This window comes from Bradyrhizobium sp. WBOS08 (assembly GCF_024585125.1).
GTDB lineage: Bacteria > Pseudomonadota > Alphaproteobacteria > Rhizobiales > Xanthobacteraceae > Bradyrhizobium > Bradyrhizobium japonicum_B.
The window spans coordinates 205,969-221,869 of record NZ_CP028988.1; the positions used below are offsets into that span (position 1 = coordinate 205,969).

Genomic DNA, 15,901 nt, shown 5'->3' on the forward strand with positions numbered 1-15,901 from the left:
ACCATGACTGTTCAAACGCGCAAGAAGAAGCCCGTACCGCTGGGCAGTGATGTTGCTACGGAGGGCTCGACGCCCCTGCACATCAAGATCCGCGAATCCATTCGCAGCCAGGTGCGTGACGGCAAGTTGATCGACGGGACCGGCCGCCTGATGACCGAGGCCGAGCTCGGCCGTCATTTCGGTGTCAGCCGTATCACCATCCGGAACGCCATCGCACCCCTCGTGAACGAAGGCATGTTCGACCGCTCCCGCGGCCGCGGCACCTTCCTGCGCTCGAACCAGCCTGAAAACTGGGTCGGCCGTCTCATGGGCTTCTCGGAAACCATCCGCGACGCCGGCTACCAGGCCGGCGCCAAGATCCTGCAGCAGGGCATGACCAACCGGCACGACGCCGCCGTTCGCGAGCAGCTGCGCGAACGCGCGGTCTGGCAGCTCCGGCGCTTGCGGCTCGCAGATGACACGCCGATCGCCATCGAGCACGCCTTCTACCCCCCGGATATCGGGCTCGAGCTCGAGAAGCGCGACCTGGTCTCGATCATCATGTACCGCGTCTTCGAGGACGAGCTTGGCCTCGCCATCAAGGACGCTCAGCAGACCATCAGCGCGGACCTCGCCGACGCCGGCAGCGCCAAGCTGCTGGGGGTGAAGGTCGGCTCGCCCCTGCTCTCCATCGAGCGCGTCACCTTCGGCAAGGACGGACGGGCGCTCGAGCTGCTGCGCGCCGTGTACCTGCCGAAATATTTCCGCCTCAGCATCAGCCTGACGCGCCGCCACTAGCAACGCCACACGTCAAGAACGAGGACACAAACATGCCGAATGGCGCAAAGACCCCCGATAGCCCCAACATCCTGCTCATCCTCAACGACGACATGGGCTTTTCGGACATCGGCTGTTACGGCGGCGAGATCCAGACCCCCAACCTCGATCGTCTCGCGGCCAATGGCTTGCGCTATTCGCAGTTCTACAACACCGCCCGCTGCAGCCCCTCGCGCGCCTCACTGCTCACCGGTCTGCATCCGCACCAGACCGGCATCGGCATCCTCACCTACAGCAACGGCCCAGAGGGCTACGCCGGCAATTTGAACAAAAGCTGCGTGACGATCGCCGAAGCCCTCAAGAGCAAGAACTACACGTCCTACCTCAGCGGCAAATGGCACATTGCCAGCAGCCTGACGGAACCGACCGACGCATGGCCGATGCAGCGCGGCTTCGACCATTTCTACGGCACCATCATCGGCGCCGGCAGCTTCTACCATCCCAACACGCTCACCCGCGGCAACGACAATATCGAGCACGAGGCGGTGAAGGATCCGTCTTTCTTCTACACCGACGCGATCAGCGATCAGGCCGCCGCTTTCATCCGCCAGCACAAGGCGCAAAAGCCTGATGCGCCGTTCTTCCAGTACGTCGCCTATACGGCGCCGCACTGGCCGCTCCATGCCCATGACGAGGATATCGCCAAGTACAAGGGCCGCTTCGATGCGGGCTGGGACAGGCTGCGCGAGGAGCGCCTCAAGCGCCTCGTCGACGAGGGCATCATCCATCCGAACTGGCGCCTGACCGACCGCGATCCGACCCAGCCGCCGTGGACCGACGCCGAGCAGCGCGAATGGACACTGCGCTGCATGGAGGTTTACGCAGCCCAGATCGACCGCATGGATCAGGGCATCGGCCGGATCCTGAAGGCGCTGGAAGAGACCGGCCAGATGGACAACACGCTGATCATCTTCCTCTCCGACAACGGCGCCTGCGCCGAGGACATTCCGGAAGGCGTCACGGCAAAGGAGCTGGTCGACCAGCTCATGATCGCCCAGGCCAAGACACGCGACGGCATGCCGGTGCGCTTCGGCAATGACCCGACCCTGATGCCCGGCGCCGAGGACACCTATCAGAGCTACGGAACTGCCTGGGCCAACCTCTCCAACACGCCGTTTCGTCTCTACAAGCACTGGATCCACGAAGGCGGTATCGCGACGCCGTTCATCGTGCATTGGCCGCGCGGCATCTCCGAGAAGGGCGGCCTGCGGCACAATCCGAGCCAGCTCACCGACGTGATGGCGACCATCCTCGACGTCACCGGCGCCACCTATCCCAAGGAGTACAACGGCAACGCCATCCTGCCCTGCGAGGGCGAGAGCCTCGTGCCGTCATTCGCCTCGGCCTATGGCAACCGAGGCCCGCTGTTCTGGGAGCACGAGGGCAATGCGGCCGTGCGTGTCGGCAAGTGGAAGCTGGTGCGGAAGTATCCCGGCCCCTGGGAGCTCTACGACATGGAGACCGACCGTACCGAGATGAACGATCTCGCCGCGCAGCACCCAGATCGCGTCAAGGAGATGACGGCGCAGTATGAGCAATGGGCCAATCGCTGCGGCGTGATCCCGCGCGAGAAGATTCTGGAGTTGATGAAGGCGGAAGGCGGCACCGCTTTCTGGGAGGAAGAAAAGCAGAACTAGGACATGACTGGGGATCGCTCACATTGTTGTATCCATCGTGCCGCCGGCAGCGGACTGCCGACGGGCGAAGCTACGCAAGCAGCGATCCCTCCCGCTCCAACCCCGATCCAACGCCGCTGGAGCTCGCTGATCGGCGGAACCTTCCACATGGGTTCTGCCGGCATCGGCTTTGTCGAAGACGGCGAAGGCCCGGTGAGATCCGTCACGCTTTCGCCGTTTGCCATTGCCTGCCATGCCGTGAGCAATCTGCAATTCGGCGACTTCGTGCGTGCCACGGGCTACACGACGGACGCCGAACGCTTCGGCTGGAGCTTCGTCTTCGACGGGCTGCTGCCGCAAGAGACGCGCGCCGCACGCACGACGCGGGTTCAGGAAACGCCATGGTGGGTCCCTGTGACACGCGCCTACTGGGCACAGCCTGAAGGGCCGTCGAGCAGCATCCTCGACAGGCTCGATCACCCCGTCGTCCAAGTCTCCTGGAACGACGCGCAGGCCTACTGCCAATGGTCCGGCACGCGCCTTCCAACCGAGGCAGAATGGGAGATGGCCGCGCGCGGCGGGCTGGACCAGGCCACCTACCCCTGGGGCAACGAGCTTCAACCCGGCGGCGAGCATCGCTGCAATATCTGGCAGGGCAGCTTTCCCGACCGCAACACTGTCGATGATGGCTATTTCGGTACCGCGCCCGTTCACAGTTTCTCGCCCAACGGACATGGCCTGCACAATGTCGCCGGAAATGTCTGGGAATGGTGCGAGGACTATTTCTCGCCGAGCTATCACCTCCTCACGCCGTCACGAGACCCCTTGAACCGCGAGCCGGCTCCCAATCGATCGATGCGCGGCGGATCCTTCCTCTGCCACGAATCCTACTGCAATCGCTATCGCGTCGCGGCGCGAAGCTCCAATACGCCCGACTCCTCGTCCAGCAATATTGGCTTCCGCGTCGTGCGCACCGAGCCGCTGCAGGCTTCGGCCTAGGATGGCGCAGGCGTCACATCCTGCGAAGCCAGCGACGGCTCCCGGCATCCGCCTGCTGCCGTTGTTCCTTCGCAATTTCGTGCGTAACCGCGAGACCGGCCTTGTGCTGGTCGCCATCGTCGTCGGACTGCTCAGTGGCTTACTGGTGGCCGCGATCTCGAGCCTCAGCCAGGTCTCTCACGCCCTGCTGTTCGACATTCCCTTCGATGCCCATCTCAGCGCCACCGGCGTGATCTCCTGGCAGCGCACGCTGCTCGTCCCGATGCTCGGCGGCCTGGTGCTCGCGCTCATCGGACTGTACTTCGCCCGGCGTGTGAAGGGACAGCAGCTCGCAGACGCGATCGAGGCCAATGCGCTCTATGGCGGCCGGGTATCCTTTCGCGGCAGCCTGCTGATCTCGATCCAGACACTGCTGTCCAACGGGTTCGGCGGATCGGTCGGGCTGGAGGCCGGCTACACGCAGATTTGCTCGATGTTCGGCTCTCATGTCGGTCAGCGCCTGGCCGCCCGCCGCAACGACATGCGGCTGCTGGTGGCCTGCGGCGCCGCGGGGGCGATCAGTGCCGCGTTTTCTGCACCGCTCGCCGGCGCCTTCTACGCCTTCGAGGTCGTGCTCGGCGCCTATACGTCCGCCGGTCTCGTGCCGGTCATCGCCAGCGCCGTCACCGCGTGGCTCGTCGCGCGGCAATTGACGCACCAATCCTTCTTGATGGTGCCCGGCTTCCCCTCACCGGTTTCCGTCGAGATGATCGGCCAGACGGTGCTGATCGGCATCATCTGCGCCTTCGTCAGCATCCTCGTGATGCTCGCCGTCGCATTCTCCGAGCGCGGCTTTCAGCGCATCACGGTGTTCAAGGGCCTGCTGCGGCCGATTCTCGGCGGTCTCCTGCTCGGCAGCCTCGCCCTGCTGACGCCGACCGTGCTCGGCGCCGGCCACGGCGCCATGCAAATCCTGCTGGTCAGCAATCCGACCTGGCTCCTGCTCACGACCACCATCGTGTTCAAGATCCTGGCCTCCGCCATCTCGCTCGGCTCGGGCTTTCGCGGCGGCCTGTTCTTCGCCTCGCTGCTGCTCGGCGCGCTGATCGGACAGCTCTACAGCGTCGTGCTGACCGGCCCTCTTCCCGCGATCGCGCTTCAGCCCGGCACCGCCGCGATCGCGGCGCTCGCCGCGCTCGGAACCGGCGTGCTCGGAGCGCCCTTCAGTATGGTCTGCCTCGCGCTCGAAATCACCGGCGATTTCTCTGTCACCGTGGGAGCGGTGGTCGCGTCATCGGTCTGCGCGCTGATCGTTCGCGAGCTGTTCGGCTACAGCTTCGCGACATGGCGCTTTCATCTGCGCGGCGAGGCGATCCGCGGCCCGCAGGACGTTGGCTGGGTCCGGCAGATGAGCGCAGCCTCCCTGATGCGCACCGATTTCGAGAATGCGCCAACGACGATGCCGATCGGCGAAGCGCAAAAGCTATTCTCGCCGGCGCAGGTCCGCCAGATCGTGCTGCGCGATCCCAACGGCATCTATGCGGGAATCGTGCCCGCCGCGACGCTGCATTCCGTCGCCAATCAGGACGAGGAACTGCTCGGGTCGCTGGCGCAGCAACTGGACGAATACCTGCTTCCGACCACGCCGGTTCGCGAGATCCTGAAGGCCTTCGAACGCAGCGAGGCTGACGTGCTCGCGGTTGTCGACCGCTCCGACCATCGCGCCACGATTGGCACCTTGAGCGAAGCTCACGTTCTGCGCACCTACGGGGAAGAGCTCGAACGCCGGAACCAGGAGCTGTTCTCACGTTAAGGGTGCCAGGGCCGCAGATCCATGGCTTCGAAAATCATGATCGGCTAGGAAGCATCGCCCGTTGGTGAGGACGATCACATCGCGATCGGGGACGCGGCATCTGAACGACACGACGTCGCCGTCGGTCCACATATCGGTCACGATGCGATCGCCCGGATAAACCGGCGCGGAGAAGCGCGCATCGAACGACCCCACCCGTCCCGCGTCACAGTCGCAGACGGTCCGCAGCACGGCACGGCAGGCAATCCCGTAAGTCGCGAGCCCGTGGAGAATCGGTCGCGCAAACCCCGCGCGGCCGGCCACCCTGGGATCGGCGTGGAGCGGATTGCGATCTCCGTTCAAACGATAGAGCAGCGCCGCCTCCGGGCGCGTCTCGAACGTGTCGGTCTGGTCCGGCGCCCTCTCCGGAAGCTGATGCGGCTCGGGGCCCGAACCTTGAGGTCCTCCGAATCCCCCGTCACCGCGCGCCATGATCGTCATGACGTAGGTAAACAGCGGTGCATTATCTGCTGCCGATCGCGCGGTCGTTTCCAACAACAATACGGCGCCCTTGCCGGCGCCTTTGTCATAGACAGCCGCGACGCGTGAATTCGCCAGCAGCTCGCCTGCGGCCGGCAGGCGACGATGCAGGGTGAGCCGTTGCTCGCCATGCAGAACCTTGGTGAAGTCGACGCCGGTCTTGCGAATTATCCCGGTCGATGCCAGCACCACTGCCATCGTGGGAACGGCCTGCAGCGCCGCGCCTTCGTAGACGAACGGCAGTTCGCGCAGGTCGAGCGGATCGCGTCCCATGCCGATGCTGAGCGCGTACAGCATCGTCTCGCGCTCCCCATACGCGAACCGCATGTCGGTGATTTCCAGCGCCTTAAGCGCCTCGAGGTTGATCGCCACCGGGATATCCTAGATGCTGATATTGAATTCGTGGATCACTGAGGCCCATCGCTTGACCTCATCGTCGACAAACCCCGCAAAATCGGCGATGTCGCTCATATCCTCGAACCCGAGATCAAGCAGCTTGGAATTTACATCGGGAAGCGCGACGATTTCCCGCAATTCCTTGTTGAGCCGATCGGCAACGGGCTTGGGCAGGGCCGCTGGCGCGAAGAAGCCGCTAAACCCGGTCAGCCCGAGCACGGGAAATCCTGCCTCGTCAAAGGTGGGTATATCGGCATAGCGCTTCATACGCGCCGGATTGGCGATCGCCAGCGTCAGCGCGTTCTCCCTTTGAGCCACTGCGCCACCGACCGATACGAAGGCACTGTCCACTTCGCCGGCAAGGATCGCGGTCAGCGCCGGCGCCTCGCCGCGATACGGCACTTGAAGCAGTTTGATGCCGGTGTTCTTCATGAGCACTTCGCCGATGATATGCGCGCTCGAGCCAAGGCCGTAGGTTCCGTAACTCAGGGGTTTGGGGCTGCTGCGAGCCTTCTCGACGAAGTCCCGCAACGTCGCTACGCCGAGGGTCTTTGGCACGATGAACGCGATCGGCAAGCGGCCGAGAGGCGCCAACGGCAACAAGTCCGACATCTTGTAGCTCGGCGACTTGTGCAGCGACACGTTTTGGACGATCGAGCTCATGGTGGAGAGGATGGTGTAGCCGTCGGGGTCCGCCCCCGCGACCGCGCTCGCAGCGATCATGCCGTTGGCGCCGGGCTTGTTTTCCACGATCACGGACTGGCCCAGGCGCTGCGCCAGCCGGTCGGCCACGACGCGCGTCAAACCGTCCATCACGCCGCCTGGCGGCAGCGGCACGACGATCTTCAACAGCCGGCTTGGCCATGGCGATTGCGCCAGCACGGGCGTCGCGGCAAGTGCTGCAATGCCGACGGCGCTTCTCATGAGTGAACGTCGCGTAAGCATGGTCCCTCTCAAATTCGTGTTGAAAGTCCGGCCCAGAACGGCTCGCGCAGCTTTCGCTTGAAGATCTTGCCGCTCTCTTCGCGCGGCAACGTGTCATGGAAGACCACCTCGCGCGGCACCTTGAATGCCGCCAGGCGTTCGCGGACGAAATTCCTGACATCGTCCTCGGTCAACACCGCGCCGGCGTCGCGTTGAACGGCCGCATAGATGCGCTCGCCAAACTCGTCATCGGGAATGCCAAAAACGGCACAGTCCTGAACGCCCGGACAGCTTTGAAGCGCCGCTTCGATTTCGGCCGGGTAGATGTTCACCCCGCCCGAGATGATCATGTCCCGCTTGCGGTCGTTGAGGAACAAATAGCCGTCGGCATCGAGGTAGCCGACGTCGCCGCAGGTGATCAGGCCGTCGATCTCCACGGAGCGGCGGTCATCATCGCGGCCGTGATAGTTGAAATCCGGATAGGCCGGCGAGCGTGCGTAGATCTCGCCGCTGACGCCCGGCGGCAGTTCGCGGCGCTGCTCGTCGAATATCTTGATCGTGCCACCGGGAGCGACACGCCCCACGGTTCCGGGCCTGGAGAGCCAGTCCTGTGACGTGCAAATCGTGGCGACGCCGGTCTCGGAGCCGCCGTAGGTTTCAACGAGGACCGGTCCCCACCAGGCGATCATCGCCCGCTTGACATCCGGCGGACACGGCGCGCCCGTGTGCAGCACCAGTTCGAGCGAGGACACGTCGTATTTGCGCCGGACCTCTTCCGGGAGCTTGAGCAGCCGCACAAAGAAAGTCGGCACCATCACCAGCGTCGTCAGACGGTGGCGGTCGATCTGCCGGAGCAGTTCTTCAGGATCGAAACGCGACGACAGCACAAGCGTATCGGCCAGCGCCAGGCCTTGCCGCGCGAAGGCGTTGGGCGAGGCATGGTAGAGCGGTCCGCCGACATATGAGCGCATTCCTTCGCGGCATCCATAGACGACACGGAACAGATCGCGCATCGCCCCGGCCTGTTGAGGCGTTGCCGGTTCGCGACGGACGCCCTTGGGCCGGCCCGTTGTTCCAGAGGTGTAGATCCAGGACGCGCGCGGCGGCAGCGGCGGCCTGTCCCATTCCGGCTGTGCATCCAGCCAGGGGTCCCAATCCTGATCGCCGTCCCGCACAGCGACGGGATGGCCAGCATCTGCGCTCGAAACGACAAGGACCTCGCATGTTGCCGGAATGATCCGGCGCACCGGGTCAAGCAAGTCGGCGTGAACGACCAGCACCTTCGGCTTCGCATCTCCCAACATATAGGTGATTTCGTCGGGGCTTGCGTGCCAGTTCAACGGCACCGCATAGGCGCCAATGGCATTCGCGGCATGGGTCGCTTCGAGGAAGGCGAAATCGTTCCGCAGCAACAGCGCTACGGCGTCGTTTTCGCAAACGCCGAGCCTCGCAAGTCCGGTGGCGGCCCGGCGACCGCGCGCCAGCAGCTCGGACTTCGAGCGGGTGCGTTCACCGACGATGATGGTCGCGGTTTCGTCGCTCACATTTCCTCCGTCCGCGGGTCTTCGCCCAACTTGACTTCGGCATCAATATAATGGACTGACCATTAGATCAATAGACCAAGGAGATATCTTTGAGCATTCGGGGCAAGGCCTGCATCGCCGGCATCTTCGAGCACCCGACGCGGAAGGCCGACGGGCTGTCGCTCGCCCAGATCCACGCCGAAGTCGCGCGCGGCGCGCTTGCCGACGCAGGCCTCAGCAAAGACGACGTGGACGGCTATTTCTGCGCCGGCGACGCACCGGGGCTCGGCCCGATGAACATGGTCGAGTACCTCAACCTCAAGCCGCGTCATGTCGATTCGACGGATATCGGCGGCTCTTCCTACGTTCTGGCGGTCGGCCATGCCGCGGCCGCGATCGCGCTCGGAAAATGCAACGTCGCCCTGATCACCTTGGCAGGCCGCCCCCGCGCCGCCGGCCAAAGCCAGGTCCGTCCGGCGCCGGGCGCAACGGCTGACGCGCCGTTCGAGGCGCCCTTCAATCCCGTGATCGCGACGATGTACGGCGCGGCCGCCAATCGTCACATGCACGAGTTCGGAACGACGTCGGAGCAGCTCGCCTGGATCAAGGTCGCGGCGTCCCATCACGCTCAGCACAATCCACACGCCATGCTGCGGAACGTCGTAACGGTCGAAGACGTGTTGAATTCTCCGATGGTGGCGGATCCGCTGCATCGCCTCGACTGCTGCGTGATCAGCGACGGCGACGGCGCAATCGTTCTCGTCGCCCCGGATATCGCGCGAAGCCTCAAAAGACCGGTCGTCAGCATTCGCGGCGCCGGCGAGGCGATCAAGCATTCCGCCGGTGGCAAGATCGATCTTACCTACAGCGGCGCCGTCTGGTCGGGACCGCGCGCATTTGAGGAGGCCGGCGTCCGCCCATCGGATATCCAATACGCCTCGATCTACGACAGCTTCACCATCACGGTGCTGATGACGCTGGAGGATCTCGGGTTCTGCGCCAAGGGCCAGGGCGGCCGCTTCGTGGCCGACGGAAATCTGATCTCGGGACATGGCAAGCTGCCCTTCAACACCGACGGCGGCGGCCTTTGCAACAACCATCCCGGCAATCGGGGCGGCATGACAAAAGTGCTCGAGGCCGTCCGTCAGTTGCGCGGCGAGGCCCATCCCGCCGTGCAGGTGCCCAACTGCGCGCTGGCCCTGGCGCATGGCACCGGCGGCTCGCTCGGAACGCGCCATGGCAGTGCCACCGTCATTCTGGAAAGGCAGTAATCCCTGTGTCGCAAACCTCTGCACCATCCGCAAATCCCGAAATCCAGCCCTATTTCGAGGCCCTTCGCGATGGGAAGCTGCTGATCAAAGCATGCACGCAGTGCCGGCAGCCGCATTTCTATCCGCGCGCTGGCTGCCCGTTCTGCTTTTCAGACACGACCGAATGGCTGGAAAGCCGCGGCACTGGAACGATCTACGCCTACAGCGTGCTGCGCGCGGCCAAAGACCTGGCGGTTCTTGCCTATGTCACGCTCGACGAGGGCCCGACGCTGATGACATCAATAGTCGACAGTCCGCCGAGTGCCTTGTCGAATGGCGCAGCCGTCCGCCTGGTCGTTCGCCCGGGCGCCGACGGCGCACTCGCGCCGATGTTCACCCTGATCTGAAGCTTGAGGACGCAAAGCCATGCGCAACATCGTCTCCCTGGAAGGCAAGACTGTCGTCGTCACCGGTGCGGGCCAGGGCATCGGCCGAGCCACGATCAACCTGGCGCGAGAGCTCGGCGCCAACGCAATTGCCATCGACCTCAATCACGACACGCTGTCGACCTACGACACGTCCGACCGCCAATTGATGACCATCACCGGCAGCGTGACGGACGAGGCGTTCGCAACGGATGCAGTCGAGAAGATCGTCGAGCGGTTCGGTGCGATCCATGGCCTCGTCAACAATGCCGGCATCACCCGGCCGGCGATGTCGGAGAAGATGACGCTTGCGCAATGGAACGCGGTCATCGAGGTGCATCTGACAGGAGCGTTCCTGTGGACCCAGGCGGTGGGCCGCACCATGCTGCAACGCGCAAAGGGCGGAGAGACCAACGTCGGCTCCATCGTCAACATCTCGTCCGACGCAGGGCGTGCCGGCGCGATGGGCCAGATCAACTATGCCGCCGCCAAGAGCGGCATGCTGGGGATGACGATGACCTCGGCCAAGGAATGGTCGAAGTTCGGGATCCGGACCAATTCGGTCTGCTTCGGCGTGGTCGAGACCCCCATGACCGAAACCATTCGTGGCGACAAGTTCCGCGAGGGGATACTGGCCCGCATTCCGATGGGGCGCTGGGCCCAGCCCGAGGAAGTGGTGCAGCCGGTGTGTTTCCTGCTGTCGGACTCCGCCTCCTACATCACCGGCCAGCACATTGCGGTCAACGGCGGTTTCCACATATCAATCTGATCGGCCAGCGGAAGCTCTTGCAAAGAGGCCGGTGCGGGCTGATGAAGACCTGATAGCCCCAGGGACGACTCATGCCGCAACAACGATCCAGGCCAGAGCCGCGCACCGGCCGAAAGACAGCGGCCGGCACGCCAGCGCCATCGGCTGGCGATCTCAGGGATAGCCGATCTGCCGGAAAGTCCTTCCGTCCCATCAAGACCCGCCGGATCTTCGAGGAGATCTGCGATGCGATCCGCGCCAAGCTCGTCAGTGGCGAACTGAAAGCCGGCGACCGGCTGCCGTCCGAGCGCGAACTGTCCGAGATGCTCGATGTCAGCCGCACCGCGTTGCGCGAAGCCATCCGCAGCCTCGAGATCGCCGGCATCGTCGAGATGCGAAAGGGAAGCCGAGGGGGCGCCTTCATCACCCGGAGCGGCGCCGGACAGGTGACCCGTACCTTCCGTGACATGCTCGACTTCGGTCATGTGTCGCTGGCGACGCTGCTCGAGGCGAGGCTCATGGTGATGGACGCCGTGGTGCGCGCCGCCTGCGAGCGCGCTAAACCCGCGGACATCGAGCGGTTGAGCAGGAACGTGGCCGAGACCGTCGAGTTGACGAGGCAGGGCCGTTACGAGGAGCGGACCTTGAAGGCCGTCGAGTTCAGCACCTTGCTGGCAAACTCGACCGGCAACCAGGTGATGTCGGCGATTCTGGAAGCCATGGCATCCGTGATCCGCCGCTTTGTCCTGATCGCCGGACCGCCCGCCCATGACCCGGTGATCGCCTCCCGCCTGCGACTGATCGAGCAGATCAAGGCCAAGGATACCAAGGGCGCTTGTGAAACGATGCGCAGCTATCTCATCAGACTGAACGAGCACCTGCTGAACACCGAGAAGGTCCGTCTGCGCGGCGACGCCCGCCGCCGCTCGCGCGCGCCGGCCTGACTTCGGTTGGCCCCCACCTCGCCGCCTTCATCCGGCGGCCTGCCAATGCAGCAATGAATATCGCGGCACGGCGTCATGGTGATGCTCGAATACGCCCTCGACATCAGTCCCGATGGCGATGGTTTGCAGGGGATCGCCGAGCAGGTTCCCCACCATGCGCACATGTCCGGCATGCGGCAGCTCCACCAGGACGGCAAGGTAAGGTCCACGCCCGCGCAATGCGTCGTGGGAAGGGCTCCAGATCCGCTCCCAGCTGAAGATGCGGCCGCGCGGCTCGACCTCGGTCCATTCGACGTCGAACGAATGGCAGCCGTGGCAGAGCCATTCCGGCCCGAACTGCCACGTCATGCAGTGCGGGCAGCGCTGCACCAGCAGGCGGTTCTGTTGCAACCCCGCCCAATACGGCGCCGACAATCCATCGTTTTCGGGGACCGGAATCGGCAATCCCTCGGGAAGATAGGCCGCGCGCGGAGTGTCGCTCATAGCGTTGCTCCGGAGCCGAGCAGCAGGTTGCTGGCCGGCGTCACCATCGGCCCGCCGATCACCATCGCCACGTCGTTGCGCTTGACCTGGTTGACCGACTGGCCGCGGATCTGGCGCACCGCCTCGATCACCAGCTCGAAGCCGTGCATGTAGCATTCGGCGAGATTCCCGCCGCTGGTATTCAGCGGAAGCCGGCCGGAGGGCGCTATCAGATTGTCGAGCACAAGAAAATCGTTCGCCTCCTCGGGCTTGAGGAAGCCATGCTCGGCCAACGCCATCACCACGCCACCGGTAAAATTCTCATAGCTTTGAACGACGTCGACGTCGGCGGGGCTGATCCCGGCCATGCGGTAAAGAGCGGGCGCGAGCGTCTCGAAATTGGCGCTGGCATATTGCGGCGAATTATGCGGCATCGCGCCACTGCGATATCCGGCGCCAGTGGCAGCCCCGAGAACGTAGGCGGGCTTGTTGCGGAAATCGCCGGCGCGCTCCTCAGGCACCAGGATGATCGCCGCGGCGCCGTCATTCTCCATGCAGCAATCGAAAAGATGAAACGGTTCTGCAATCCAGCGCGAGGCGTTGTACTTTTCGGGATCGAGCGGCTTGCCGAACATCACCGCACGGGGGTTCGACTGCGCATGATGGTACGAGGCCAGCGCAATCGCCTGCATGGCTTCCTGCCGCACGCCATGCTCATGCATGTAGCGCCGCACGCGCATGGCAAAGCGCTGCGGCGGCGCCAGAACGCCATACGGCATCAGATAGGCCCTCTCGCCGGAGATGGTGCCGATACCGCCGGCCTGTCCAAAGCGTCCGTATTGCCCTTGCGCCAGCGAACGGAACACCACGACGCAATCCGCGAGCCCAGCAACGATCGAAGCAGCAGCGTTCGCCAACGCCGCGCAGCAGCCCCCGCCTCCCCCGCCCCATTGCATCGTGGTCGTGCTCAGCCGGCGTATCCCGAGCGCTGCCGCCAGGCGCGCCGCATCGCTGCGGTCGTCGCTGTAGGACGAGAACCCGTCGATCTCGCGCGGATCGAGCCCGGCATCGTTGCAGGCTGCCAGGATCGCCTTGAGCGCCAGCTTGAATTCGGGGTCGGCGATGCGCCGTGGCGATAGTAATCCGTCTCGCCGATGCCGATTACGGCAACACGGCCCCGCAGCGTGCGTTCGCCTGTTGCCCGCGCCGTCATGGCTTGGCCGCCCGCGGGAGGGCGCCCGCGCCGAAAGCGCCAGCCTCGGCCAGCCGCGCGAGGCGGGCTTCATCATAGCCAAGCAGATCGCGGAGCACCTGCCCGGTATGCTGGCCGACGGCGGGAGCAGCCACGGGATCCACGACCGGCGTTTGCGAATAGCGGATCGGCAGGCTGACGTTTGGTATCCACCCCACTTCATCATGAGGAATCCGCGTGACGATGCCGCGCTCGCGCGCTTCCGGGGAGCGGATCGCCTCACCGACGGTCCGGACCTTGCCGCAAGGTACAGCCGCAGCGCGCATCTTCGACTGCCAGTGCGACCAGGGATGCTGCGCGAACGCTTCGCGCAGGATCGAAAACAACTCATCGCGCCGGCGAATGCGGTCGGCTCCAGTCGCATAAAGATCTGACGATGCAAGATCGGGACGATCGATCACCTGCGACATCAGGCGCTGGAAAATCTTGTCGTTGCCGCAGTTGATGTAGAAGGTGGAATCGGTGGCCTGAAAGACCCCCGAGGGACAGGTGTCGGGACTGGTGTTGCCGTGGCGCTGCGGATCCGTTCCGGTGAACAACTGCTGCATCGACGCATAGCCGGTCATCAGAACGGCCGTGTCGAACAGCGATACCTCGATGGCCTGCCCCATGCCGCTGCGTTCGCGCGCGACAAGTGCGCCGAGAACGGCATTGCTGGCCATCATGGCCGTGCTGATATCCATGACCGGCGACAATGCACGCACGCCCTCGCGGTCCGCGTAGCCGTTCATGGATACAAATCCGCTCTCGACCTGGGCGATCGGATCGAAGCCGAGCCGGTCCGAGAAGGGTCCCTCCCGGCCGTAGGCGGAGACCGAGCAATAGATGATCGCTGGCGCGATCTGACGACAATTCTCGTAACCAAGCCCGAAGCGCTCCATGACCCCCGTGGAGAAATTCTCGACCACGACATCCGCCGTGCGAATCAGGTCCCGTGCGACCGCGACGCCCTCGGGCGATTTCAGATCGATCGCCACGCTTCGCTTGTTGCGATTGGTCCACAGGAACGGCGCACCATAGTTCAGCCTGGCATCGACTGGCGGGTAGCGCCGTAGGTCGTCGCCGCGCACGGGGGCCTCGACCTTGATCACCTCGGCGCCCATGTCGGCCAGGACCATCGTCGCGAACGGCCCTGCGATGAAATGCGAGAAGTCCACGACCCTGATACCCGCAAGTGCCTTGGGCGCTTCAGTTGCTCGGGGCGTGTGCTCCGGAAACTCCGTTTCGATCCGATCCAGCATCTTTCCACCCATATGGCTTCGTTCCGAGATGATCCGGTCAAAGATCCAGCACCAGCGTGCCGGACTTCGATCCAGAGCAGCAGATCATGATGGTCTTGTTCGCCGCCTGCTCTTCCGGGCTGAGGAACAGATCGCGGTGATCGGGGATTCCCTCGATCACCCGCGTTTCGCAGGTCCCGCAAACGCCTTCCGAGCAGGAATAATTCGCCATGATGCCGGCATCGAGGAGGGCATTCAGGATGGTCTTGCCCGGCTCGACCGCGATCGTGCGATTGCTGCGCGCCAGCCTGACCTCGAATCCGCCGTCGACGGCCGGCGCCTGCTTGGCCTGGAAATACTCGACGTGGACATACTCCGCCGGACGGCCCGCGATGGCCTTCTCGAAGGCTTCCAGCATCGGCACCGGGCCGCAGCAATAGAGATGCGCGCTGGCCGGCGCATGTCCGACAATGGTGGCAAGATCGAGGGGCCGCCCGCCATTTTCGTCGTCAAAGTGGACATGGAGCTGCGTGCCCGCCCCGATGGCGCTGAGCTCGCCAAGAAATGCCGCGGCCCGCCGCGTCCTCGCCGCATAGAACAGTTTCCACGGACGGCCCACCGCCTGCAGGCGCCGGATCATCGACAGCAGCGGTGTGATGCCGATGCCGCCCGCGATCAGCAGCGACGACTCCGCATCCTCACGCAGCGCAAAATTGTTCCGCGGCATGGAGATCGTAACGATATTACCGGCCTTGAAGCTGTCGTGGACGAAGTTCGAGCCGCCGCGCCCGGCAGCATCCCTGTTGACGGCAATGACATAGCGGTGCCGTTCGCTCTGATCGTTGACGAGCGAATAGCTGCGGATCATGCCATTGTTCAGATGCAGATCGATGTGGCTGCCGGCTGTGAAGGGTGCGAGGTCGCCTCCCGCCGGAAGCACCAGCTCATACGAATTGATGCTCTCGGCCTCATAGGTGATGCGCTTCACTCGCAGTTCCTGCAGGTCGCCGGCCAT

Annotated in this window: 15 protein-coding genes; 8 read left to right on the forward strand and 7 right to left on the reverse strand. The window is 64.3% G+C overall.

The window, feature by feature from the left end; translation table 11 throughout:
• The first annotated feature begins 3 nt into the window (after positions 1-3).
• Genes DCM80_RS01005 through DCM80_RS01020 form a run of 4 tightly spaced genes read left to right on the forward strand, consistent with a single transcriptional unit; the run spans position 4 to position 5,223 of the window.
• Positions 4-777 (forward strand): GntR family transcriptional regulator, encoded by a 774-nt coding sequence (locus DCM80_RS01005; protein ID WP_257195329.1) that lies wholly within the window; start codon positions 4-6, stop codon positions 775-777.
• 32 nt (positions 778-809) lie between these two features.
• Complete coding sequence (locus tag DCM80_RS01010) at positions 810-2,453, forward strand: arylsulfatase (RefSeq protein WP_257195330.1); 1,644 nt, start codon at positions 810-812, stop codon at positions 2,451-2,453.
• Between the two features lie 3 nt (positions 2,454-2,456).
• A complete protein-coding gene (locus DCM80_RS01015) occupies positions 2,457-3,431 on the forward strand; it encodes a formylglycine-generating enzyme family protein (protein WP_257195331.1) in 975 nt (324 codons plus the stop codon).
• Position 3,432: 1 nt separating this feature from the next.
• A complete protein-coding gene (locus DCM80_RS01020; RefSeq protein ID WP_257195332.1) occupies positions 3,433-5,223 on the forward strand; it encodes a chloride channel protein in 1,791 nt (596 codons plus the stop codon).
• On the opposite strand, the gene DCM80_RS01025 is transcribed toward DCM80_RS01020, so the two are convergent.
• Genes DCM80_RS01025 through DCM80_RS01035 form a run of 3 tightly spaced genes read right to left on the reverse strand, consistent with a single transcriptional unit; the run spans position 5,215 to position 8,606 of the window.
• Positions 5,215-6,114, reverse strand: a complete 900-nt coding sequence (locus DCM80_RS01025; protein ID WP_257195333.1) for a MaoC family dehydratase — start codon at positions 6,112-6,114, stop codon at positions 5,215-5,217. The genes DCM80_RS01020 and DCM80_RS01025 overlap by 9 nt on opposite strands.
• Positions 6,115-6,123: 9 nt before the next feature.
• Complete coding sequence (locus DCM80_RS01030; RefSeq protein ID WP_257195334.1) at positions 6,124-7,062, reverse strand: tripartite tricarboxylate transporter substrate binding protein; 939 nt, start codon at positions 7,060-7,062, stop codon at positions 6,124-6,126.
• Between the two features lie 29 nt (positions 7,063-7,091).
• A complete protein-coding gene (locus DCM80_RS01035; protein WP_257195335.1) occupies positions 7,092-8,606 on the reverse strand; it encodes an acyl-CoA synthetase in 1,515 nt (504 codons plus the stop codon).
• 89 nt (positions 8,607-8,695) lie between these two features.
• Between DCM80_RS01035 and DCM80_RS01040 the strand changes: the two genes are divergently transcribed.
• The 4 genes from DCM80_RS01040 to DCM80_RS01055 all read left to right on the forward strand — a co-directional run bounded on the left by DCM80_RS01040 (position 8,696) and on the right by DCM80_RS01055 (position 11,952).
• A complete protein-coding gene (locus tag DCM80_RS01040; protein WP_257195336.1) occupies positions 8,696-9,856 on the forward strand; it encodes a thiolase domain-containing protein in 1,161 nt (386 codons plus the stop codon).
• Between the two features lie 5 nt (positions 9,857-9,861).
• Complete coding sequence (locus DCM80_RS01045; protein WP_257195337.1) at positions 9,862-10,242, forward strand: Zn-ribbon domain-containing OB-fold protein; 381 nt, start codon at positions 9,862-9,864, stop codon at positions 10,240-10,242.
• Positions 10,243-10,261: 19 nt separating this feature from the next.
• The gene (locus DCM80_RS01050; RefSeq protein WP_257195339.1) at positions 10,262-11,029 is read left to right on the forward strand and encodes an SDR family NAD(P)-dependent oxidoreductase; all 768 of its coding nucleotides are present in this window, start codon (positions 10,262-10,264) and stop codon (positions 11,027-11,029) included.
• A 71-nt stretch (positions 11,030-11,100) separates the two neighbouring features.
• Positions 11,101-11,952, forward strand: a complete 852-nt coding sequence (locus DCM80_RS01055) for a FadR/GntR family transcriptional regulator (protein WP_257195340.1) — start codon at positions 11,101-11,103, stop codon at positions 11,950-11,952.
• A 27-nt stretch (positions 11,953-11,979) separates the two neighbouring features.
• On the opposite strand, the gene DCM80_RS01060 is transcribed toward DCM80_RS01055, so the two are convergent.
• Genes DCM80_RS01060 through DCM80_RS01075 form a run of 4 tightly spaced genes read right to left on the reverse strand, consistent with a single transcriptional unit; the run spans position 11,980 to position 15,901 of the window.
• Positions 11,980-12,435, reverse strand: a complete 456-nt coding sequence (locus DCM80_RS01060) for a Zn-ribbon domain-containing OB-fold protein (RefSeq protein ID WP_257195341.1) — start codon at positions 12,433-12,435, stop codon at positions 11,980-11,982.
• Positions 12,432-13,703: an acetyl-CoA acetyltransferase gene (locus DCM80_RS01065; protein WP_257198126.1), complete on the reverse strand. Its 1,272-nt coding sequence runs from the start codon at positions 13,701-13,703 to the stop codon at positions 12,432-12,434. The genes DCM80_RS01060 and DCM80_RS01065 overlap by 4 nt, the downstream gene beginning before the upstream one ends.
• A complete protein-coding gene (locus tag DCM80_RS01070; protein WP_257195342.1) occupies positions 13,624-14,907 on the reverse strand; it encodes a CaiB/BaiF CoA-transferase family protein in 1,284 nt (427 codons plus the stop codon). Before DCM80_RS01070 ends, DCM80_RS01065 begins: the two co-directional genes overlap by 80 nt.
• Positions 14,908-14,944: 37 nt before the next feature.
• A complete protein-coding gene (locus DCM80_RS01075; protein WP_257195343.1) occupies positions 14,945-15,901 on the reverse strand; it encodes a PDR/VanB family oxidoreductase in 957 nt (318 codons plus the stop codon).

Bases quoted from the DNA above. Each gene is read 5' to 3' on its own strand.
- DCM80_RS01005 (WP_257195329.1), top strand. From the start codon at position 4: ATGACTGTTCAAACGCGCAAGAAGAAGCCCGTACCGCTGGGCAGTGAT.
- DCM80_RS01010 (WP_257195330.1), top strand. From the start codon at position 810: ATGCCGAATGGCGCAAAGACCCCCGATAGCCCCAACATCCTGCTCATC.
- DCM80_RS01015 (WP_257195331.1), top strand. From the start codon at position 2,457: ATGACTGGGGATCGCTCACATTGTTGTATCCATCGTGCCGCCGGCAGC.
- DCM80_RS01020 (WP_257195332.1), top strand. From the start codon at position 3,433: ATGGCGCAGGCGTCACATCCTGCGAAGCCAGCGACGGCTCCCGGCATC.
- DCM80_RS01030 (WP_257195334.1), bottom strand. From the start codon at position 7,062: ATGAGAAGCGCCGTCGGCATTGCAGCACTTGCCGCGACGCCCGTGCTG.
- DCM80_RS01050 (WP_257195339.1), top strand. From the start codon at position 10,262: ATGCGCAACATCGTCTCCCTGGAAGGCAAGACTGTCGTCGTCACCGGT.
- DCM80_RS01055 (WP_257195340.1), top strand. From the start codon at position 11,101: ATGCCGCAACAACGATCCAGGCCAGAGCCGCGCACCGGCCGAAAGACA.
- DCM80_RS01060 (WP_257195341.1), bottom strand. From the start codon at position 12,435: ATGAGCGACACTCCGCGCGCGGCCTATCTTCCCGAGGGATTGCCGATT.
- DCM80_RS01065 (WP_257198126.1), bottom strand. From the start codon at position 13,703: ATGATGAAGCCCGCCTCGCGCGGCTGGCCGAGGCTGGCGCTTTCGGCG.
- DCM80_RS01070 (WP_257195342.1), bottom strand. From the start codon at position 14,907: ATGCTGGATCGGATCGAAACGGAGTTTCCGGAGCACACGCCCCGAGCA.
- DCM80_RS01075 (WP_257195343.1), bottom strand. From the start codon at position 15,901: ATGGCCGGCGACCTGCAGGAACTGCGAGTGAAGCGCATCACCTATGAG.